The organism is Neisseria subflava (genome assembly GCF_003044935.1).
Classification (GTDB): Bacteria; Pseudomonadota; Gammaproteobacteria; order Burkholderiales; family Neisseriaceae; genus Neisseria; species Neisseria subflava_E.
The window spans coordinates 26,811-47,004 of the sequence record NZ_POXP01000002.1; the positions used below are offsets into that span (position 1 = coordinate 26,811).

Below are 20,194 nucleotides of genomic sequence, written 5' to 3' on the forward strand. Positions count from 1 at the left end.
TCATATTCTGAAAGGCTTTTTTATTATCAATAATAAAGGCCATCTGAAACTTTTCAGACGGCCTTCTCATTTTGCCAAACCGTTAACCCGGACGACCATCCGAACGCGGACGGATCAACCAAGGAATATATTTCCATGCGTACAACAGCAAAGAGGCGGCAAACAAAGCGGCGGAGCAACGGATACTGTGCGTGTATGCCGTACCGCTCACAAAGGTTGCCAAAACACGGACAACCGTTGCGGCTATCATCAACCAAAAGGCAACAGGAACCACTTTAGGCGGTGGATAAATGGAGTTGCCGGTATGGCCAAGCGCAGTTCGCGCCATCATGCCCAAAGTCAGCACGCCGATACCGCCAACGCCGATAAGGTGCACGCCCAAATTCAGGAAGTTTGAAATCCAATAGGAAAGACCGACCGCAATCAAACCCAAGCCGGTAAACAGATAGCCGGCAAACAAAATCCAAAGCATAGGCTCTTTCAGCACGGCTTTATACCACCAGCGGTACACCTGCACGGTAAAAATCACACCGGCAGCCAGAGCAAACAACGCGGCCAGTCCCGGCAAAATGTTATGCGCCATCAGCATGGCGGTCAGCATAGGCAGCCAAAGTGAAGCGTGCGCTACCCATTGAGGGCTGGGAATTTGCGGCACGTTCAGGCGCTTGGACGTAAAGAACGAGATAATCCGCATACCGATCAAACCGATAAATCCGGCCACCATAATCAAACCGGATTGCAAACCGGTCATCAGCGCAATGGCATCAAACGGCTGCACTTTCAGATGGAAGGCGAAATGGGTGCCGCCCAAAACAAAAATAGCGAACACGGCAACATAGTTGCGCTTGTTTTGAGAACGAATTACCGGCAAAGCCATGCATACCGCGCCATACCAGAAAAAAATCGTACCGAATATGCCGCTTGCCGTTACCCCCCAACCAGGAATAAACATACAAATGCGGGCCAACAGCCAAAATGCGGTCAAACCGGCCAACGCCTTACCGCGTGTCGGCGGCTGGCCTGTCCAAGTCGCCACGGCCGTCAATAAGAATGCAATGACAACCAATCCGGCATAGCCCCAAATCATTTCATGGGCATGCCAATAGAAACCCGGCAACTCAGGCATACCCTGAAAGCCGAAGCCCCAAAGCAGTATAGACAATGCGCCATACAAAGCCGCCAACGAATAAAACGGGCGGAAGGCCATTGCCCAAACCGGGTGTTTGAACAAATCGGTCATGGTGGTTCCTTCAATTTTTATATCATCATAAAACAGCAACAGAGGCCGTCTGAAACTTTTCAGACGGCCATCGACTCCTTTACCTGTTACACATTTTCAGGCAAAGGCAAAAAAGGTTCAATCGCAGGGAAAAGCTCGCGCTCCTCAAAGCGCGCATGATCGCGCAAAGTGACAGCAAACTCCTTATTCCATGATTCATTCATATATTCAGGATGCGCCATCATCGCACGCAATTTGGCATGATCGCCTTCAAAACGCTGCTGCAACGCAGGGTCAATTTTATCCCAATACGGAGCAAACATGGTTTCCTCTTCCAAAAAATGTGGCTCAAGCTCAACAAAATGAGGCTCCAGCTCCGCCTGATGGCTTTGATCGGGCGTACGCAGAAGACGGACGCACAACGATAGCGAGCCATGATGTTCGCGGGAAAGTTCTATTAAGGCAGGATGGCGTTTCAAGGGCTTCATAAGTTCGTTATAATGGTAACAGTTTGTCAAACTGGATTAATTTAAATGTTTCAGATATTATGAAACCCAATCCCACATAAAGTCAAACAACCCTTTACCAAACACTACCCTTTTGACATATAAGAAAAAATATTCAAAGAGCCAGCCATGTATCTGACCCAACATACCGATTACGGATTGCGCGTATTGGTTTATACCGCCATCAACGACGACACCCTCGTCAATATCGGCACCATTGCCGAGACTTACAATATTTCCAAAAGCCATTTGATGAAAGTAGTTACCTCATTAGTCAAAGGCGGTTTTCTGGTCAGTGTGCGCGGCAAAGGCGGCGGTTTACGCTTGGCAGACAATCCTGAAAACATCAATATCGGTGCAGTTGTACGCCATCTTGAGCCGATGCAGGTCGTTGAATGCATGGGCGATAACAACGAATGCCTCATCACCCCATCCTGCCGACTGACCGGCATCATCACCGGCGCCATCAAAGCCTTCTTCAATCATTTAGATCAATATTCACTGCAAGATCTGCTGGACAAGCCGACTTACGACATACTTTATACACCGCGCATCCCAATCAACGAAATACGCGGAACGGCCGACTAAATCTTCAGGCCGTCTGAAAACAATCCAGTCATACTGAAATGGTATTACTTAAATAATAAAAAATGCCGTCTGAAATGAAGATTTTCAGACGGCATTGGTTTACAAAACACTCTACAACTTAAATAGCTGACTTTCATTCTATAGGTTAATTTTTATACTAAATATGTCGAATATAAGACAATAGAAAAACCTAAAATAAGAATAATCATAGCAACCGTAAAATTTATTCTTAATACTTTCAAATAAAATTTATTGGAGATTTTTTGCACTCCAAACAGCACCTTGAAAAAATTAAATTGCATTCTTCTAGCAATAAACAGATATTCAAAAAAACCCGCATTCATCCCTTCTAATTTTGATATTTTATATAGCATTACTAGATTAATGATAATTACAATAAAATACACAAATACTAAAAAAAACAGAAAATAAGGCAATAACTCCACCAAACTACTCCTTCTTTTTTAAAAAGAATTTTCCCTAAAAAACATATTGGACGACATAACCGAATTGCTATACTCGACATTATATTCCAACCCTTCACAAACCAATAAATACAAAAATGCCCGAAGCCAAAAGCCTCGGGCATTTTTAATATTTGGTGGGTCCGGTGGGTTTCGAACCCACGACCAAGGGATTATGAGTCCCCTGCTCTAACCCCTGAGCTACAGACCCGTCAAGAGTAGACGCGGATTATAGCATAACTTGTTGCTTGTTCAAAATGCCGAAAAATGTTTCAGACGGCCTGTTGGTTTTCTATTCGGGTATTATGCCGATATGCCCAATGCTTCCCAAACTTTCAAAGCGTCCGATGTTGCTTTGACATCGTGAACACGGATGATTTGCGCGCCTCTAGCCACTGTGGCCAAAGCGGCTGCAACGCTGCCGTGTACACGTTTGGCGGCATCTTGTTCGCCTGTCAGTTCGCCAATCATACGTTTGCGCGACACGCCGATCAGAAGTGGGAATCCGGTTGCGTCCATCAATTCAGGCAAATGTTTTATCAGGGTAATGTTGTGTTGCAGGTTTTTGCCGAAACCGAAGCCGGGGTCTAGTGTGATGCGTTCAGGGGCAATACCTGCTTGAACGCATTCTGCCGCGCGTGCTTTTAAATAACGCACAACTTCTTCGACGACATCTTGATATTGCGGATTAAGCTGCATGGTTTTGGGCAAACCCTGCATGTGCATGAGACACACGCCTGTCTTCGGCTGTTGCGCCAGCAATGCGACTGCACCTTCATCACTCAATGCGGCAACATCGTTGATAATATCGATGCCGCCTTGCGCCAAGGCTTTTTCCATAATCACCGTGCGGCGCGTGTCCAAGCTGACGGGAACATTCCACTTGGCCACCTCCGCCAAAACCGGCTGCACCCTGGACCATTCTTCTTCGAGAGAAACATCATCCGAACCCGGGCGGGTAGATTCGCCGCCGATATCGAGAATATCCGCACCGTCTTTCAGCAGCTGCTCGGCATGTGCCAATGCTATTTGGACATTTTGCGAATAGGTGCCGCCATCGGAAAATGAATCGGGGGTCAGATTGACGATGCCCATGATTTTCGGTTTGTCCAAGGCGATTTCAAATCGGCCTGCCTGCCAAATGCGTGTGTTCATAATGCTTCCATTGATGAAATAATAGGATAGAGGCCGTCTGAAACTTTTCAGACGGCCTTTAGGTTTTGACTTCAAAACAGTAAATTACATTCCGCCGTAATTCGGTCCGCTCGCACCCTCAGGACAAATCCAAGTGATGTTTTGCGTCGGGTCTTTGATGTCGCACGTTTTGCAATGAACGCAGTTGGCGGCGTTGATTTGCAGGCGCGGGCTGCCGTTTTCTTCGACGATCTCATATACGCCGGCCGGACAATAGCGCGTTTCGGGCGAGGCGTATTCTTTGTAGTTTACGTCTATCATGACCTGCGGATTTTTCAGCACCAAATGGTCGGGCTGGTTTTCTTCGTGCGCAAGGTTGGCAAGGAAAACACTACTCAAACGGTCAAAGGTCAAAACACCGTCGGGCTTCGGATAATCAATCGGCTTGCATTCGGAGGCTTTTTTGAGCTGCTCGTTGTCTTTGCCGTGATGTTTCAAAGTCCAAGGGGCTTTGCCTCTGAAAATCATTTGGTCGATACCGGTATAGATTGAGCCGAGGTAAACGCCCCATTTGAATGACGGACGGACATTGCGCGCGGCGTAAAGCTCTTGATACAGCCAGCTTTGTTCAAAACGTTGCTGATAATCGGTGGCCTCTTTGCCGCTGTCGAAGCTTTCCACTTCTTCGAGGTTTTCCAACATAGGGAACACTGCTTCTGCGGCAAGCATGGCGGATTTCATGGCCGTATGGATGCCTTTGATGCGTGGCATATTCAGGAAACCTGCGGCATCGCCGACCAAAACGCCGCCTTTAAACGAGAGTTTCGGCAGGCTTTGCAAACCGCCTTCAATCAGCGAACGCGCGCCATACGCGATACGGCGGCCACCTTCAAAGGTTTTGCGGATTTCAGGATGGGTTTTGAAACGTTGGAACTCTTCAAACGGCGACAGATACGGGTTTTGATAATCCAAACCGACCACAAAGCCGACAGCGACTTTGTTGTCGTCAAAATGATAAATAAACGAGCCGCCGTAGGTTTTGCTGTCGAGCGGCCAGCCTGCGCTGTGCATCACCAAACCTGGCTGATGTTTTTCAGACGGCACTTCCCAAATCTCTTTGATGCCCAAGCCGTAAGTTTGCGGCTGACTGTTTTGGTCGAGTTTGAAGCGTTCTATGACTTGTTTGGAAAGCGAACCGCGGCAGCCTTCGGCAAATATGGTTTGCTGCGCCCAAAGCTCCATGCCGGGTTGGAAACTGTCGGTTGGCTCGCCGTCTTTGCCGATGCCCATATTGCCGGTCGCAATGCCTTTGACCGAACCGTCTTCGTGATACAGCACTTCGGCGGCGGCAAAGCCCGGATAGATTTCCACGCCCAAATTTTCCGCCTGCTCCGCCAGCCAGCGCACGACTTCGCCCAAGCTGGCAATATAGTTCGCATGGTTGTCGAAATTCGGGGTAACCGGCAAGTTGAAGGCTTTTTTCTCGGTCAGGAACAAAACCCTGTCCTTCGTCACTGTACGCGTCAGCGGCGCGCCTTTTTCTTTCCAATCAGGAATCAGCTCATTCAAAGAAATCGGATCGATGATGGCACCGGCAAGCGAGTGCGCACCGGCCTCCGAACCCTTCTCCACCACGCAAACGCTGATTTCACGTCCATTCTTTTCGGCAAGCTGCTTGAGTTTGATGGCGGCAGACAAACCCGACGGGCCTGCGCCGACAATCACGACATCGTATTGCATACTGTCGCGCTCGATGGTTTCTGTCATAGTGGTTCCTGTATTGTCATTATTCAATTTAATCCGCTAATTATACAGCTTGGACATATAGTTACCAAATACAACAAAAGGCCGTCTGAAACTTTACTCAAATTTCAGACGGCCTTTACTTATTCAAAGAGATTATTGCGCTTTAGTTTCCGTTACAAAACCGATTTTGCTGATACCGGCTTCGCGCGCTGCTTGCAGGGCTTGGTTGACGTAATCGTATTCAACCGCTTTATCCGCCGCAATCGCCACAATCACATCTTCGTTTTTCGCTTTGGCTTCTTTCAGCTTGGCAGTTACCGTTGCCAAATCCACTTTGGTATCGGAATCGCCGCCAACGACATAAGCACCGTTGGCATCAATATTCAAACGCAAAGGATCTTTAGGCTGCTGCTTATCCTCTTTCGCCGCTTTTTCCGAAGCAGTCGGCAACTCCAAAGGAATTGAGTGGGTCAGCACCGGCATGGTAATCATAAATACAATCAGCAACACCAGCATCACGTCCACCAAAGGCGTAACGTTGATATCCGACATCGGCGCATCATCGCCGGAATTCATTGATCCGAAAGCCATGGTTTAATCCTTTTGGTTCAGCAGGCGGACATGCAGGTCATGTGCAAATGCGTCCATATCTTGCGCGATGGTTTTTGTACCGCGATTGAGGAAGTTGTACGCCAATACGGCCGGAATCGCCACAAACAGGCCGACAGCAGTCGATACCAAAGCCTCACCAATCGGACCGGCTACCGCAGCAATGCTCATTTGACCGCTTTCGCTGATGCCGATCAGGGCATGGTAAATACCCCAAACAGTACCCAACAGGCCGATAAACGGAGCGGTTGCGCCGATGGAGGCCAACGCGGTCATGCCGTAGTCAAACTGACGCATGGTTTGGGACATGCTGTTGCGGATGTGAACAACCAAGTATTCGTTCAAAGGCAATTCGTCAATCAGCGATTTGCTTGTCGTTTGACGGTAGTTTTGGTATGCGCGCAGAGACTCATCGGCAACATTGCTCATTGGTGCTTCTACCGCTTTGGCTTTCTGTACAGCATCGGCCAGCGTAAACGCATTCAACATCAACTCTTTTACCTGAGCATTGCCTTTTTTCGCTTTGCGGTATTTGATGCAGCGAATCACAATGACACTCCAAGTCACCACACTCATCAACAACATCAGGACAAATACACCAATCAGTACCACATCACCTGATTTGAAAACTAAACTTAAATCCATAATTTTTCCAAGTTAAAAATAAAATTAAAATTTCTATCGGGTCATTTAAAAATATTTCCCAACAGCATATATTTTCCAATCAATCAGCTTAGTCCTAGATACTTATTCAAGCGTGAATTTGACAGGTACTTTAAATTCAGTCCAAACGCTTGCATGACAGCTACCATCTTTAACGGCTTTACGCGCTGCATTATCCAGACGACTATAACCACTTGATTTATTCACACTAATTGAATCCACTTTACCGCCGGGACCAACCAAGACTTTCAAAACAACCAAGCCCTCTTCGCCATTTTCAGTGGACAGTGAAGGATACGGAGGTCTCGGAATATGGCAGGTTCCTTTTGCCGGATTGCCTTTACTGCTGCCGGCACCTGTACCGCTGCCACCACCTCCGCCACCGCCGGTACCGGAGCCATGTTCGCCTTTCGCACCGCCGCTGCCGGATCCGCTGCCTTCGCCACGGCCGCTGCCTGTACCTTTCGTACCGCCGCCGTTGCCTTTTCCTTCTCCGCCCAAGGCTTTGCCTTCGCCGTTGCCTTTACCGTTTTCAGCAGTGTTCGGCCCGGTTTTGCTGCCTGAGTATTCCGATGCTTTTGGAGACGGTTTAGGTTCTGCCTTCGGCTCTGGTTTTGGCTCGGGCTTCGGCTCAGGTTTAGGTTCCGGCTTAGGCTCGGGCTTAGGTTTCTCGATAGGTTTCGGTTTTTCCTTTTGCTGTACGATATCCGCTTTTTCTTTTTTCGTTACCACAGGTTTGATAACAGGTTTGGGCGGCTCGACAGGCTTAGGTTTGGGTTTCGGCTTGGGTTTCGGCTTGGGTTTCGGTTGTTCGGGGGTTGGCTCGGGTGCGGCAGGTGCGCCTTCGCCCTCAGGGCTGCCGTCGCCTCCGCCGAAATCGCCCAAATCGACAAATTCAATATTCGCCATTTCGACAGGAGGCGGTTTGTGCGCGTGCCATAAAAGTGCAACCAAGCCGACGTGAATCAACGCAACGGAAGTCACGACGGCTGGAGTTAAAATTCGTTTTTTATCCATAATTCCGTTATGTTAATAGCAACAATTCCCGTTTGCAAGTCGTTTTACAGTCAAAATAAGCATTAATGCTTATAGAGAAAGTTTATAGACCTGCTGTTTTAAAGGCTGCATATCATAATATGATATTAGCTCTCATTACTAATATTATCAAACAAAAGGTCGTTTTAAAAGATAAGCGGTAAGACAAAACAGCCTATTCTTCCGGCGTTTATGCTATCCGCACATTAAATCAATATCGAAACCTCATCAGACCGATAAAAATTCAAATGGTTTCAAATAATCTGTATTTTTTATCCATAAAACATCAGGCCGTCTGAAAACATTCTTTCAGACGGCCTGATTCAAACAAAATCATTTTTTCCGTTTCGCCCTTGGGTGCGCCTCATCATAAACGCGCGCTAAGTGATCAAAATCCAGCTTTGTATAAACTTGCGTAGCGGAAAGGTTGCTGTGTCCCAACAATTCCTGCACAGCACGGATATCGCCCGATGCCTGCAAAAGATGGGTTGCATAGCTGTGGCGCATCATGTGCGGTGAGATATGGCTGGCACTGCCCACGCGCACTGCCCACGCCTGCAGGCGTTTTTGGATTTGACGTTGCCCCAGCCTGCCGCCGTTCTTATTGGTGAACAAGGCCTGCTCGCCCTCTTTGGCAATACGCACTGCCAAATAATCATGCAATGCTGCAATGCTTTTAGCTACCAACGGCACTTGCCGTTGCTTGCCGCCTTTACCATTCACACTGACCCAACCTTCGTCCAAAACGATACCGTCCAGATTCAAACCTTGTATCTCGCTCAGGCGCAAGCCGCTGCCATACATCAATTCAAACATGGCCTTATCGCGTACATCCAACTCATCATCAACCGGCGCATGGTCAAGGATATGGTTTAAAGGCTCTTGCGGCAGCGCTTTGGGCAGGCGTTCGGGCAGGTGCGGCGCTTTCATATTAAATGTCGGGTCGCTTTCCATGACTTCTATCTGCACCAGCCAACTGCAATACTGCCGCCACACCGACAATTTCCGCGCCAAGCTACTTTCGCTCAAGCCCTTTTGCGACAGCTTTTTCAATACCGCCACAAAATCACGGCGCGTTGGCAGGCCGTTTTCCAGATTATCGGGCAACAGGCGCATCAACTCACTCAAATCGCGCCGATAAGCGGAAACGGTATGCTCCGACTTGCCTTGTTGCAGCAAGGTTTTCAGATAGCGTTCAAAATGGGGCGCAAAATTGTTTGATTCCGCCATTTCAGACGGCCTCCAATGCTGTTTTCAATGCCGAAGGCAAACGGCAGACACGCTGCTTGCCATAATCGAAACACACCATACCTGTCTGCACTTTCGCCAGCACAAGGCCATCTGAAATCCTGCGGATACGGTACAACAAAGAAAAGCCCACTCCGGCCACACCCGCCGCCCCCATTTCCACCGACAGCTCATCGCCATGATGACCTTGCGCCAAATACTGCACCGCCGCATCCGCCATAATCAGGCCAGCCCCTCCGGCATCCATTTCACTCCAACCCAGCTTCGCCAGCCAACGCATCCTCACTTCATGGCACAAACGCAACACCGCATCGTTCGCCAGATGGCCGCCATAGTTCACATCGCCCACCTGCACCATCAAGTCCGTCTGAAACAAAGGCTTATCACACTCGGCCACCGAAATCCTATCCATTTTACACACCCGTTTTCAATACTCTGCCATTATAAACCGAGACCCTGTTCGTTAATATATAAAAACAATGTAGCAGCTTGTAGTTTTTCATAGCAAAAAACATTATAATTTATCGGATAAATTTACCCTTCACTACTTCAGGAGCTTCTCATGGCACTCGTATCCATGCGCCAACTGTTGGACCATGCTGCCGAAAACAGCTACGGTCTGCCCGCATTCAACGTTAACAACCTCGAACAGATGCGCGCCATCATGGAGGCGGCCGACCAAGTCAACGCCCCCGTTATCGTTCAAGCATCCGCAGGCGCACGCAAATACGCAGGTGCCCCATTCCTGCGCCATCTGATTTTGGCCGCAGTCGAAGAATTCCCGCATATCCCTGTCGTGATGCACCAAGACCACGGCGCATCTCCTGATGTATGCCAACGCTCCATTCAACTGGGCTTCTCCTCCGTGATGATGGACGGCTCGCTGATGGAAGATGGCAAAACCCCTTCTTCTTACGAATACAACGTCAACGCCACCCGTACCGTGGTCAACTTCTCCCACGCTTGCGGCGTGTCCGTTGAAGGCGAAATCGGCGTATTGGGCAACCTCGAAACTGGCGAAGCCGGCGAAGAAGACGGCGTCGGCGCAGTGGGCAAACTTTCCCACGACCAAATGCTGACCAGCGTTGAAGATGCCGTACGTTTCGTTAAAGATACCGGCGTTGACGCATTGGCTATTGCCGTTGGTACCAGCCACGGCGCATACAAATTCACCCGTCCGCCCACAGGCGACGTATTGCGTATCGACCGCATCAAAGAAATCCACCAAGCCCTGCCCAACACCCACATCGTAATGCACGGCTCCAGCTCCGTTCCGCAAGAATGGCTGAAAGTCATCAACGAACACGGCGGCAAAATCGGTGAAACCTACGGCGTACCGGTTGAAGAAATCGTCGAAGGCATCAAACACGGCGTGCGCAAAGTCAACATCGACACCGACTTGCGCCTCGCCTCTACCGGCGCCATCCGCCGCTTCATGGCAGAAAACCCAGCCGAATTCGACCCGCGCAAATACTTGAGCAAAACCGTCGAAGCCATGAAACAAATCTGTCTTGACCGCTACCTCGCATTCGGTTGCGAAGGCCAAGCCGACAAAATCAAACCGATTTCTTTGGAAAAAATGGCAACCAAATACGCCAAAGGCGAATTGAACCAAATCGTTAAATAATCCGTAGATCGGATTAACACTAAGGCCGTCTGAAAACTTGGCAATAAGGTTTCAGACGGCCTTAGCTTTTGGGAAATTTATAGTAAAATCTTCCACCGACTACACATCAAAACACATCGAAAGCAAACATGAAACTCGCCGTTATTTTGCCGGCCTATTGCGCCGAAGCTTATTTGCCCGAATGCTTGGACTCGGTATTGAATCAAACATTCCGCGACTTTTTCGTCATCGCCATCAACGATGCTTCAACAGACAAAACCGGCGAAATCCTCGAGGCTTACGCAGCCAAAGATTCACGTTTGCAGGTTTTCCACCTTCCGGAAAACAGGGGCGAGCCGTTTGCCTGCCAATTTGCCATGGATATGCTCAAAGACGTAGAAGTCGAATATGTGGCACGAATGGACGCGGACGATATTTGCGCCTTGGATCGTTTTGAAAAACAGATTCAATTCTTAGACAGCCATCCCGAAATCGATATTGTCGGCAGCCAAGCCACCATCTTTTTTGATGACCAAACCGGAAGAGAACCCGTTTTAAGCGACCTCCCCCTGCTCGACAAAGACATTAAAGCCTTTCTCTCCTTTGCCGCCCAAAACATGTTCAACCCCACCACCATGTGGCGGCACGACAGCATTAAAAACCTCGGAATAAACTACACCGCGACGGAAACCGCACCCGATTTCCATATGTGGGTGCAATGCGCCCTACATGGCAAAACCTTTGCCAACCTGCCCGAGCCTTTGTTGTCATACAGGATACACACAACTCAAGAAAGCAAAAAAAGAGACAAAATCAACAGATCCGTCCAATACACCATGGAGTTGTGGATCAGTCATCTCTTCCCTGATTTGAATGCGACGGAAGTAACGCTCTTAAGCCGCATCTTGTACGAAAAGCAACTGCGCTTGACCACTGAAGAGCTGAAAACCATTTTTGCCGCCTATGACAGAATCAGCAAAGACCGCAGCATTTCATTGTTTGGCGAAGACCGCAATACCATGTTCGACATGATAGACAAGTTCTTCAATTTCTTAAAAAGCCAGTTGAAATTCACTTAAATCATAAAAGGCCGTCTGAAACCTAAGTTTCAGACGGCCTTTGTCTATTTCAAGAGCAATCTAAATCAGAACAAGCCATGAATCACGCCTTCTGCGTCCACATCAATTTTCTCGGCAGCCGGAACTTTCGGCAGGCCCGGCATCTTCATCATATTGCCGCACAACGCAACGATGAAACCTGCGCCTGCGGAAACAGTGATACCGCGCACGGTAATGCGGAAGCCTTCGGGGCAGCCCAAAAGTTTGGCGTTGTCGCTCAAAGAATATTGGGTTTTCGCCATGCAGATCGGCATTTTGTCCAAACCCAGTTTTTCCAGTGAAGCGATTTCGGCAGACGCTTCCGCGCTGAAATCAACATCTTCCGCGCCGTACACTTTTTGGGCAATCGCACGGATTTTGTCTTTAATGCTCAACTCAACATCGTAGGCAAACTTGAAGTTATTCGGTTGGTTTTCGATGGCGTTGACGACTTTGTGCGCCAAGTCTGCACCACCCGCGCCGCCTTTGCCCCATACTTCGGTCAGGGAAACTTCAACGCCGTGTTCCGCGCAGGCTTTTTCAATCATGGCCAACTCGGCATCGGAGTCGGACACGAAGCGGTTGATGGCGACGACGACGGGCAGGCCGAATACGTTTTTCAGGTTGGAAATATGTTTCAAGAGATTAGGCAGACCTTTTGCCAAAGCGTCGAGGTTTTCTTCGCCGAGGTTGGCACGTTCTACGCCGCCGTTGTATTTCAAAGCACGGACGGTGGCGACGACAACAGCCGCATCAGGTCTCAAATCAGCTAGACGGCATTTGATGTCGCAGAATTTTTCCGCGCCCAAATCCGCACCGAAGCCTGCTTCGGTTACTGCGTAATCGGCAAGGTGTTTCGCCAGTCGGGTGGCGGTAACGGAGTTACAGCCGTGGGCGATGTTGGCGAATGGGCCGCCGTGTACAAAGGCCGGCGTGCCTTCGATGGTTTGTACCAAGTTAGGCTTAATCGCATCTTTGAGCAATGCCGCCATCGCGCCATTTGCTTTCAAATCTTTGGCGTAAACAGGGCTGCCGTCTTTAGCGTAAGCGACAAGGATGTTACCCAAACGCTCTTTCAAATCGCTGATGTCTTTGGCAAGACAGAATACCGCCATCACTTCGGAAGCAACGGTAATGTCGAAACCGTCAGGACGCATCACGCCGTCAACAGGTTTGCCCATGCCGTCGATGATGTTGCGCAACTGACGGTCGTTCATATCGACCACGCGACGCCACAGGACGCGTTTCGGATCGATGTTCAACTCGTTGCCTTGGTAGATATGGTTATCAAGCATGGCAGCGAGCAAGTTATTCGCCGCGCCGATGGCGTGAAAGTCGCCGGTGAAGTGCAGGTTGATGTCTTCCATCGGCAACACTTGGGCATAGCCGCCGCCTGCCGCGCCGCCTTTAACACCGAACACCGGTCCCAAAGAAGGCTCGCGCAGGGCGATAACCGAGTCTTTGCCGATGTGGCGTAATGCGTCCGCCAAACCAATGGTTACAGTGGTTTTACCCTCACCCGCAGGAGTCGGATTAATGGCGGTCACCAAAATCAGACGGCCTTGTTTTTGCGGCAGCTTGAATGCCTCGGCGGGATTGATTTTGGCTTTGTAATGACCATAGGGCTCGATGTTGTCAACGTTCAAACCCAGCTTGGCGGCAATTTCACCAATCGGGCGCATGGTGGAAGACTGGGCAATTTCAGCATCGGTTTTGAAGCTCATGATTTTCCTTTATTGAGAGAGGGAAAGGCCGTCTGAAACAATATAATAAAGACGGCTGGAAGAAAAAGAATATTCGTTCTATTATAGCGTTTTCCAAAGACAAACCGCAGTGAAAATTTCGATATTTCATCAACAAGCGGATTCATATTGTCAACAATTTAAAACAAAGGAATAAAACATGAGCAGCAACGCATGGCTGTTTTGGGCATTGGCATCGGCAGGCTTCGCCTCATTGACCGCCATTTTCGCCAAAATGGGTTTACAGGGTATAGATTCAGATTTCGCCACCTTTATCCGTACCTTGGTCATCCTCGCCGCTTTGGTACTGTTTTTAACCTACACCGGCAAATGGCAGGGCGTGAACGGCTTTACCGGCCGCAACTGGACATTCCTCATCCTATCCGGCCTCGCTACCGGCGCATCTTGGCTCGCCTACTTCAAAGCCTTGCAACTGGGCAACGCCTCGCAAGTCGCACCCGTCGACAAATTTAGCCTGGTCTTGGTCGCCCTGATGGCCGTCGTTTTCTTAGACGAACGCCCAAGCACGCAGGAATGGATAGGCTTAGGCTTGGTAACCGCAGGCGTATTGACTTTGGCTTTGAAACGATAAAGATTGGGATATCAAAAAAAGGCCGTCTGAAAAATTTCAGACGGCCTTTGCTTTGCTTCAAACAATCAGCTCACAATTAATTTGAACCGACTTTGATTTTTTGCCACAAGTTGACAGACAGTTTTTTCGCATCTGCGCTCATTTGAGGCATGACGAAACCGTCTTTCATATCTTGCTCGTTCGGGAAAATAGAACGTGTGTTCACCAGCTCGGCAGGCATTTTTTCGCGTGCAGGTTTGCTGGCTGGGGCGAAGGTTACGGCAATACCGTTTTTCGCAGCCACTTCTGGATCAAGCGTGTAGTTGATGTATTTGTGGGCATTGACGATGTTTTTCGCATCGGCCGGAATCAACCAAGATTCAATCCAGAAGCCCATGCCTTTCGGAGTCAATACTTCGACGCCGACATTGTTCTTCACTTCTTCGGAACGCGCTTTGGCCAAGTTCAAGTCGCCGCCGTTACCTGCCGCCAAGCAGATGTCGCCGCGCGCCAATTCGTCAATGATGGAGGGGCTGAAACGTTTCACGTCAGGACGGATGGTTTTCAAAACTTCTGCAGCCGCTTTCAAATCTTCAGGATTCGAGCCTTTAGGATCTTTACCCAAGTAATTCAACAAGATTGGGAACATTTCGCTCGGGGTATCCCACAAAGCGATGCCGCAAGATTTCAGCTTGTTGGTGTATTCAGGTTTGAACAGCAAATCCCAGCCGTTTTCAGGCAATTTTCCGCCCAAAAGCTCCTTGCCCTTCGCCGTAATCGCAATCGTATTCACACCTGAGAAGTATGGAACGGCGTATTGATTGCCCAGATCGGCGGTTTCCAACATCTTCAGCAATTCAGGATCGATGTTTTTGTAGTTCGGAATCAAGTCCTTATTGATTTTTTGGTATGCACCCGCCTCAATTTGACGCGGCAGGAAGGCAATACCGGGCACAACCAAGTCATAGCCGGATTTACCGGTCAGCATTTTGGCTTCCAGCGTTTCATTGTTTTCATACAAATCGTAAGTCAGCTTCAAATTGTTGGCTTTTTTGAAGTCTTCGACTGTACTTTCGTCAACGTAGTTTGACCAGTTGTAGATATTCAAAGTATCGGTGGCGGCTGCTTCGGCATTGGCAGCAGGCGCGCTGCCTGCTTGAGGTTGCTCGGCTTTTTTCTCGCCACCGCCGCACGCGGCCAAAGACAATGCGGCCAATACGGCTAATACAGATTTTTTCATACGGGCAGATTCCTGATGAAAGAGTGGTTAATGTCAATAAATAAGAAACCCTGCACCCCATAAACACCCCGGCGCAGAGTTAGGCTATTGTAATGGAAACGTAAGCAAACGCAAAGCAATATCCATCTGATTTTTATTGAAATAAGGCAAAGCAACACCATCTTTTTACCAAAAGCGTTGCACCGGCTGTCGTTTTTGGGCAAAATACGGCTGATTTGCGCGCGTTTATAGAGAAAAAGCTTGCATACAAGGAAATCTGTCTTTAAAATTGCGCGTTTACAGAATTTATTTTTCAGGAGATATTCAATATGGCAAACAGCGCACAAGCCCGCAAACGTGCCCGCCAGTCGGTTAAACAACGCGCCCACAACGCCAGCCTGCGTACTGCATTCCGTACCGCTGTGAAAAAAGTGTTGAAAGCAGTTGAAACCGGCGACAAAGCTGCTGCTCAAGCAGTTTACCAAGAATCCGTTAAAGTCATCGACCGTATCGCTGACAAAGGCGTATTCCACAAAAACAAAGCAGCCCGTCATAAAAGCCGTCTGTCTGCTAAAGTAAAAGCTTTGGCTTAATACTGACGCAGATGCCGGAAATCCTGACAATCAAAACAGGATGAATCGAGCTGATACGATGCCCCTGAGGTCCTGCCTTTCAGGGGCATTGCCGTATTCACCGCCCAAACCGACTGAATAAAACCATTTACCCTTTCATCAGGCCGTCTGAAAAACAACGGAAACTCTCATGAACAAGATGTTGAAACATTCCCTAAGTATCGGATTCATTGTCGCCGCCCCACTGGCTGCCGCCGATACCGCCCTACACTGCACCACCATTCAAGACAACGCCACCCGTTTGGCGTGTTACGACAACATCTACTCGGCGCAACTTCCCCCTCAATCCCCACTGCCGCAAGCGCAAACCGAAACCGTCAAAACACCAGTTGACCTCGAAAAAAGCGTGCGCAAGAGCATCGAGAAAAAAGAAGCGGCCATCGTATTCGACAACCCTACCCATCCGAATATTTCAGACGACGTATTAAGCGAAACTGCCGACAGCTACACACCTTTAAGCCTGATGTACGATTTGGATAAAAACGACACACGCGGCCTGTTGAGCGTACGCGAGCACAACCCTATGTACCTCATGCCCGTTTGGTACAACAGCAGCCCCAACTATTACCCGGAATCCCCCAGCCGCGGCGTAACCACACAGGAAAAATTCAGCGAGCAAAAACGTCTCGAAACTAAAATGCAGGTTTCCTTCAAAAGCAAGATTGCCGAAGATTTATTCAAAACCCGTGCCGACGTATGGTTTGGCTACACCCAAAAATCCGACTGGCAAATCTTCAACCAAGGCCGCAAATCCGCTCCGTTCCGCAACACCGACTACGAGCCCGAAATCTTCATTACCCAACCCGTTAAAGCAGACCTGCCTTTTGGCGGCAAACTGCGTATGGTCGGCGCAGGTTTTGTTCACCAGTCCAACGGTCAAAGCCGCCCCGAATCACGCTCATGGAACCGGGTTTACGCCATGGCAGGCATGGAATGGGGCAAGCTGACCGTCATTCCCAGGGTTTGGATGCGCGCCTTCGACCAAAAAGGAGACGACGATGACAATCCGGACATCAACAAATACATGGGTTATGGCGACTTAAAAGTCCAATACCGCCTCAATGACAAACAAAATGTTTATTCCGTCCTGCGTTACAATCCGAAAAGCGGACGTGGCGCCGTTGAAGCGGCCTATACTTTCCCCATCAAAGGCAAACTCAAAGGCGTTGTCCGCGGCTTCCACGGCTACGGCGAAAGCTTGATTGACTACAACCACAAACAAAACGGCATCGGCTTCGGCCTGATGTTCAACGACTGGGACGGCATCTAAATGACCCCATATTGTTTCAGACGGCCTTTGCAATCAAGGCGGCCGTCTGAAACAATAAAACAAAACAAGCCATTCGTTTAAAATACTCGTTTCCTAGCGTCCAAACGCGTATAATGCAAAGTTTGGGCAAAACTTGCCGGAATGAAACAAAGATGACAGAAGCCGCAGCCGAAAGCGGAAAAATCGCCAAGGCTTTAAAGAAATACCTGATTACAGGCGTACTGGTTTGGTTGCCGATTGCTGTAACCATCTGGGCGATGACCTACATCATATCCGCCGCCGACAGACTGATCAGCCTATTGCCGGAAAGCTGGCAGCCCCAGCATTTCTGGGGATTCAACATACCCGGTTTGGGCATTGTTGCCGCCACAGTCGTCTTGTTCGTTACCGGAGTATTTGCCGCCAACGTATTGGGCAGACGGATTCTAGGCGCGTGGGACAGCCTTTTGGGACGCATTCCCGTCGTCAAATCCATCTACTCCAGCGTTAAAAAAGTTTCCGAATCCCTGCTCTCTGACAGCAGCCGCTCGTTCAAAACCCCCGTACTGGTTCCCTTTCCGCAACCGGGCATTTGGACGATAGCCTTTGTTTCCGGCCATATCCCCGCCAAACTCAAAGGCAGCCTGCCGCAAGATGACGACTATATTTCCGTTTACGTCCCAACCACGCCCAACCCGACCGGCGGCTATTACATCATGGTTAAAAAAAGCGACGTTCGCGAGCTGGACATGAGTGTGGATCAGGCATTGAAATATGTAATTTCACTGGGCATGGTGATGCCGGACGACTTACCGGTTAAAGCCCTACCTGCCCAAAAACCGTCTAAAGACGGTGATACCGAACACAACAATTAAGGTCTTCTTTTTTTCAGACGGCCTTTCCTTCTTTTCAAATTGAACAATATAAAAAGGTGATTTTATGCGTACCAACTATTGCGGCCTTATCAGCGAGCAATACTTAGACCAAACCGTTACCGTCAAAGGCTGGGTACACCGCCGACGTGACCACGGCGGTGTGATTTTTATCGACCTGCGCGACCGCGAAGGCATCGTTCAAGTCGTTATCGACCCTGACACTCCGGAAGCATTTGCCGCTGCCGACTCTTCCCGCAACGAATACGTTTTGAGCATTACCGGCCGCGTACGCAACCGTCCTGAAGGTACAACCAACGACAAAATGATTTCCGGCAAAATCGAAATCCTTGCCAAAGAAATCGAAGTCTTGAACGCTGCCGCTACGCCTCCGTTCCAAATCGACGATGAAAACATCAGCGAAAACGTTCGCCTGACCAACCGCGTTATCGACTTGCGCCGTCCTACCATGCAACGCAACCTGCGCCTGCGTTACCAAGTCGCTATGGGCGTTCGCCGCTACTTGGACGCGCAAGGCTTCATCGACATTGAAACGCCGATGCTGACCCGCTCCACCCCGGAAGGCGCGCGCGACTACCTCGTACCAAGCCGCGTTCATCCAGGCGAATTCTTCGCTCTGCCGCAATCTCCACAATTGTTTAAACAACTGTTGATGGTTGCCGGTTTCGACCGTTACTACCAAATCACCAAATGTTTCCGTGACGAAGATTTGCGTGCCGACCGTCAACCTGAATTCACTCAAATCGACTTGGAAACCTCGTTTTTGAACGAGGATGAAATCATGGACATCACTGAAGGCATGGCCAAACAAGTCTTCAAAGATGCTTTGAACGTAGATTTGGGCGACTTCCCACGCATGCCTTACTCTGAAGCCATGTTCTACTACGGCTCTGACAAACCGGATATGCGCATCAACTTGAAATTTACCGAGTTGACCGACTTGATGAAAACGGAGGAATTCAAAGTCTTCCGTGGCGCCGCCGACATGAAAGGCGGCCGCGTAGTCGCTCTGCGCGTGCCTAACGGCGCGAAATTCAGCCGCAAAGAAATTGACGAATACACCAAATTTGTCGGCATCTACGGCGCGAAAGGTCTGGCATACATCAAAGTAAACGATGTCAGCAACCTTTCCAATGGCGAAGACAGCGGCCTGCAATCTCCAATCGTGAAATTCCTGTCCGAAAACGCCCTGAAAGAAATCATCGAACGTACCGGCGCACAAAACGGCGACATCATTTTCTTCGGTGCAGACAAAACCAAAGTCGTGAACGAAGCCATCGGCGCATTGCGCATTAAAGTCGGCTTGGAACACGGCAAAGACAACGGCTACTTCGTAGACGAATGGAAGCCTTTGTGGATTGTCGATTTCCCAATGTTCGAATACGATGAAGAAGCCGACCGCTACGTTGCCGTACACCATCCGTTTACCGCGCCTAAAGAAGGTCATGAAGACCTGATGGTTTCCGACCCTGCAAACTGCCTGGCCCGTGCCTACGACATGGTATTGAACGGCTGGGAAATCGGCGGCGGCTCTATCCGTATCCACCGTGCAGACGTACAAGAGAAAGTGTTTGCCGCGCTGAAAATCAGCCCTGAAGAGCAACAAGAGAAATTCGGCTTCCTCTTGGACAACCTGAAATTCGGCGCGCCTCCTCACGGCGGCCTTGCATTCGGCCTCGACCGTCTGATTACCCTGATGACCGGTGCCGAATCTATCCGCGACGTGATTGCCTTCCCGAAAACACAACGTGCACAATGTCTGCTGACCAATGCACCTAATGTGGTCGACGACAAACAACTTCGCGAATTGAGCCTGCGTCTGCGTCAGAAAGCAGTTGAAACAAAAGAAGCGTAATTTATCGGCTTAACCTTTAAAATATCAAGGCCGTCTGAAATTTTTGAAATTTCTTTCAAATTTTTCAGACGGCCTTTCTGTATTTTAGTCGTTTATATATAATCAACTCATAAACTGT

19 protein-coding genes and 1 tRNA gene are annotated in these 20,194 nt (G+C 49.2%); 8 read left to right on the forward strand and 12 right to left on the reverse strand.

Features of this window, described 5'->3' with window-relative positions:
- Positions 1–82: 82 nt before the first annotated feature.
- Together DBY95_RS05745 and DBY95_RS05750 are read right to left on the reverse strand one after the other, a co-directional pair.
- Positions 83–1,240, reverse strand: coding sequence for an NnrS family protein (locus DBY95_RS05745; protein WP_070588034.1), 1,158 nt, complete (start codon positions 1,238–1,240; stop codon positions 83–85).
- A gap of 86 nt (positions 1,241–1,326) precedes the next feature.
- Positions 1,327–1,707: a hemerythrin domain-containing protein gene (locus tag DBY95_RS05750; protein ID WP_070588032.1), complete on the reverse strand. Its 381-nt coding sequence runs from the start codon at positions 1,705–1,707 to the stop codon at positions 1,327–1,329.
- A 147-nt stretch (positions 1,708–1,854) separates the two neighbouring features.
- Here DBY95_RS05750 and DBY95_RS05755 point away from each other — a divergent pair, with 147 nt between their 5' ends.
- On the forward strand, positions 1,855–2,313 hold the full coding sequence (locus DBY95_RS05755; protein WP_004518811.1) for an RrF2 family transcriptional regulator: 459 nt from the start codon (positions 1,855–1,857) through the stop codon (positions 2,311–2,313).
- 599 nt (positions 2,314–2,912) lie between these two features.
- Here the strand turns inward: DBY95_RS05755 and DBY95_RS05765 are convergent.
- From DBY95_RS05765 to DBY95_RS05800, 8 genes are all read right to left on the reverse strand, one after another.
- Positions 2,913–2,988, reverse strand: a tRNA-Ile gene (locus tag DBY95_RS05765).
- 92 nt (positions 2,989–3,080) lie between these two features.
- A complete protein-coding gene (gene folP / locus DBY95_RS05770) occupies positions 3,081–3,932 on the reverse strand; it encodes a dihydropteroate synthase (protein ID WP_107723695.1) in 852 nt (283 codons plus the stop codon).
- A gap of 84 nt (positions 3,933–4,016) precedes the next feature.
- Positions 4,017–5,678, reverse strand: a complete 1,662-nt coding sequence (locus tag DBY95_RS05775; RefSeq protein ID WP_107723696.1) for an electron transfer flavoprotein-ubiquinone oxidoreductase — start codon at positions 5,676–5,678, stop codon at positions 4,017–4,019.
- A 132-nt stretch (positions 5,679–5,810) separates the two neighbouring features.
- Positions 5,811–6,248: an ExbD/TolR family protein gene (locus DBY95_RS05780; protein ID WP_101755979.1), complete on the reverse strand. Its 438-nt coding sequence runs from the start codon at positions 6,246–6,248 to the stop codon at positions 5,811–5,813.
- Between the two features lie 3 nt (positions 6,249–6,251).
- Positions 6,252–6,911, reverse strand: coding sequence for a MotA/TolQ/ExbB proton channel family protein (locus DBY95_RS05785; protein WP_049332314.1), 660 nt, complete (start codon positions 6,909–6,911; stop codon positions 6,252–6,254).
- A gap of 102 nt (positions 6,912–7,013) precedes the next feature.
- Complete coding sequence (locus DBY95_RS05790; RefSeq protein WP_107723697.1) at positions 7,014–7,946, reverse strand: energy transducer TonB; 933 nt, start codon at positions 7,944–7,946, stop codon at positions 7,014–7,016.
- A 351-nt stretch (positions 7,947–8,297) separates the two neighbouring features.
- Positions 8,298–9,194 carry a tyrosine recombinase XerC gene (locus DBY95_RS05795; protein WP_063069341.1) on the reverse strand — a complete coding sequence of 299 codons (897 nt, stop codon included), beginning with the start codon at positions 9,192–9,194 and terminating at the stop codon, positions 8,298–8,300.
- Between the two features lies 1 nt (position 9,195).
- A complete protein-coding gene (locus DBY95_RS05800; RefSeq protein WP_063069340.1) occupies positions 9,196–9,624 on the reverse strand; it encodes an acyl-CoA thioesterase in 429 nt (142 codons plus the stop codon).
- A 150-nt stretch (positions 9,625–9,774) separates the two neighbouring features.
- On the opposite strand from DBY95_RS05800, the gene fba reads away from it, so the two are divergent.
- Both fba and DBY95_RS05810 read left to right on the forward strand, forming a co-directional pair.
- Complete coding sequence (gene fba / locus DBY95_RS05805; protein ID WP_070608533.1) at positions 9,775–10,839, forward strand: class II fructose-bisphosphate aldolase; 1,065 nt, start codon at positions 9,775–9,777, stop codon at positions 10,837–10,839.
- 128 nt (positions 10,840–10,967) lie between these two features.
- Positions 10,968–11,897, forward strand: a complete 930-nt coding sequence (locus DBY95_RS05810; RefSeq protein WP_107723698.1) for a glycosyltransferase family 2 protein — start codon at positions 10,968–10,970, stop codon at positions 11,895–11,897.
- A gap of 65 nt (positions 11,898–11,962) precedes the next feature.
- On the opposite strand, the gene DBY95_RS05815 is transcribed toward DBY95_RS05810, so the two are convergent.
- A complete protein-coding gene (locus tag DBY95_RS05815) occupies positions 11,963–13,639 on the reverse strand; it encodes a formate--tetrahydrofolate ligase (protein WP_107723699.1) in 1,677 nt (558 codons plus the stop codon).
- Between the two features lie 178 nt (positions 13,640–13,817).
- Here DBY95_RS05815 and DBY95_RS05825 point away from each other — a divergent pair, with 178 nt between their 5' ends.
- Positions 13,818–14,249: an EamA family transporter gene (locus tag DBY95_RS05825; RefSeq protein ID WP_003680126.1), complete on the forward strand. Its 432-nt coding sequence runs from the start codon at positions 13,818–13,820 to the stop codon at positions 14,247–14,249.
- Positions 14,250–14,325: 76 nt separating this feature from the next.
- On the opposite strand, the gene DBY95_RS05830 is transcribed toward DBY95_RS05825, so the two are convergent.
- Positions 14,326–15,468, reverse strand: coding sequence for an extracellular solute-binding protein (locus tag DBY95_RS05830; protein WP_107723700.1), 1,143 nt, complete (start codon positions 15,466–15,468; stop codon positions 14,326–14,328).
- 308 nt (positions 15,469–15,776) lie between these two features.
- On the opposite strand from DBY95_RS05830, the gene rpsT reads away from it, so the two are divergent.
- The 4 genes from rpsT to aspS all read left to right on the forward strand — a co-directional run bounded on the left by rpsT (position 15,777) and on the right by aspS (position 20,076).
- Positions 15,777–16,040, forward strand: coding sequence for a 30S ribosomal protein S20 (gene rpsT, locus DBY95_RS05835; protein ID WP_107723701.1), 264 nt, complete (start codon positions 15,777–15,779; stop codon positions 16,038–16,040).
- A gap of 169 nt (positions 16,041–16,209) precedes the next feature.
- Complete coding sequence (locus DBY95_RS05840) at positions 16,210–17,349, forward strand: phospholipase A (RefSeq protein ID WP_107723702.1); 1,140 nt, start codon at positions 16,210–16,212, stop codon at positions 17,347–17,349.
- A gap of 152 nt (positions 17,350–17,501) precedes the next feature.
- Positions 17,502–18,203 (forward strand): DUF502 domain-containing protein, encoded by a 702-nt coding sequence (locus tag DBY95_RS05845; RefSeq protein ID WP_101756094.1) that lies wholly within the window; start codon positions 17,502–17,504, stop codon positions 18,201–18,203.
- A gap of 64 nt (positions 18,204–18,267) precedes the next feature.
- Positions 18,268–20,076 carry an aspartate--tRNA ligase gene (gene aspS, locus DBY95_RS05850; RefSeq protein ID WP_107723703.1) on the forward strand — a complete coding sequence of 603 codons (1,809 nt, stop codon included), beginning with the start codon at positions 18,268–18,270 and terminating at the stop codon, positions 20,074–20,076.
- Positions 20,077–20,194: the final 118 nt, after the last annotated feature.

Excerpts from the sequence above, each read along its gene's own strand:
- DBY95_RS05845 (WP_101756094.1), top strand. The coding sequence starts at position 17,502 with ATGACAGAAGCCGCAGCCGAAAGCGGAAAAATCGCCAAGGCTTTAAAG.
- DBY95_RS05810 (WP_107723698.1), top strand. The coding sequence starts at position 10,968 with ATGAAACTCGCCGTTATTTTGCCGGCCTATTGCGCCGAAGCTTATTTG.
- DBY95_RS05775 (WP_107723696.1), bottom strand. The coding sequence starts at position 5,678 with ATGACAGAAACCATCGAGCGCGACAGTATGCAATACGATGTCGTGATT.
- DBY95_RS05815 (WP_107723699.1), bottom strand. The coding sequence starts at position 13,639 with ATGAGCTTCAAAACCGATGCTGAAATTGCCCAGTCTTCCACCATGCGC.
- DBY95_RS05755 (WP_004518811.1), top strand. The coding sequence starts at position 1,855 with ATGTATCTGACCCAACATACCGATTACGGATTGCGCGTATTGGTTTAT.
- fba (WP_070608533.1), top strand. The coding sequence starts at position 9,775 with ATGGCACTCGTATCCATGCGCCAACTGTTGGACCATGCTGCCGAAAAC.
- DBY95_RS05840 (WP_107723702.1), top strand. The coding sequence starts at position 16,210 with ATGAACAAGATGTTGAAACATTCCCTAAGTATCGGATTCATTGTCGCC.
- DBY95_RS05830 (WP_107723700.1), bottom strand. The coding sequence starts at position 15,468 with ATGAAAAAATCTGTATTAGCCGTATTGGCCGCATTGTCTTTGGCCGCG.
- DBY95_RS05750 (WP_070588032.1), bottom strand. The coding sequence starts at position 1,707 with ATGAAGCCCTTGAAACGCCATCCTGCCTTAATAGAACTTTCCCGCGAA.
- aspS (WP_107723703.1), top strand. The coding sequence starts at position 18,268 with ATGCGTACCAACTATTGCGGCCTTATCAGCGAGCAATACTTAGACCAA.
- DBY95_RS05790 (WP_107723697.1), bottom strand. The coding sequence starts at position 7,946 with ATGGATAAAAAACGAATTTTAACTCCAGCCGTCGTGACTTCCGTTGCG.
- rpsT (WP_107723701.1), top strand. The coding sequence starts at position 15,777 with ATGGCAAACAGCGCACAAGCCCGCAAACGTGCCCGCCAGTCGGTTAAA.
- DBY95_RS05800 (WP_063069340.1), bottom strand. The coding sequence starts at position 9,624 with ATGGATAGGATTTCGGTGGCCGAGTGTGATAAGCCTTTGTTTCAGACG.
- DBY95_RS05780 (WP_101755979.1), bottom strand. The coding sequence starts at position 6,248 with ATGGCTTTCGGATCAATGAATTCCGGCGATGATGCGCCGATGTCGGAT.
- DBY95_RS05795 (WP_063069341.1), bottom strand. The coding sequence starts at position 9,194 with ATGGCGGAATCAAACAATTTTGCGCCCCATTTTGAACGCTATCTGAAA.
- DBY95_RS05785 (WP_049332314.1), bottom strand. The coding sequence starts at position 6,911 with ATGGATTTAAGTTTAGTTTTCAAATCAGGTGATGTGGTACTGATTGGT.
- folP (WP_107723695.1), bottom strand. The coding sequence starts at position 3,932 with ATGAACACACGCATTTGGCAGGCAGGCCGATTTGAAATCGCCTTGGAC.
- DBY95_RS05825 (WP_003680126.1), top strand. The coding sequence starts at position 13,818 with ATGAGCAGCAACGCATGGCTGTTTTGGGCATTGGCATCGGCAGGCTTC.
- DBY95_RS05745 (WP_070588034.1), bottom strand. The coding sequence starts at position 1,240 with ATGACCGATTTGTTCAAACACCCGGTTTGGGCAATGGCCTTCCGCCCG.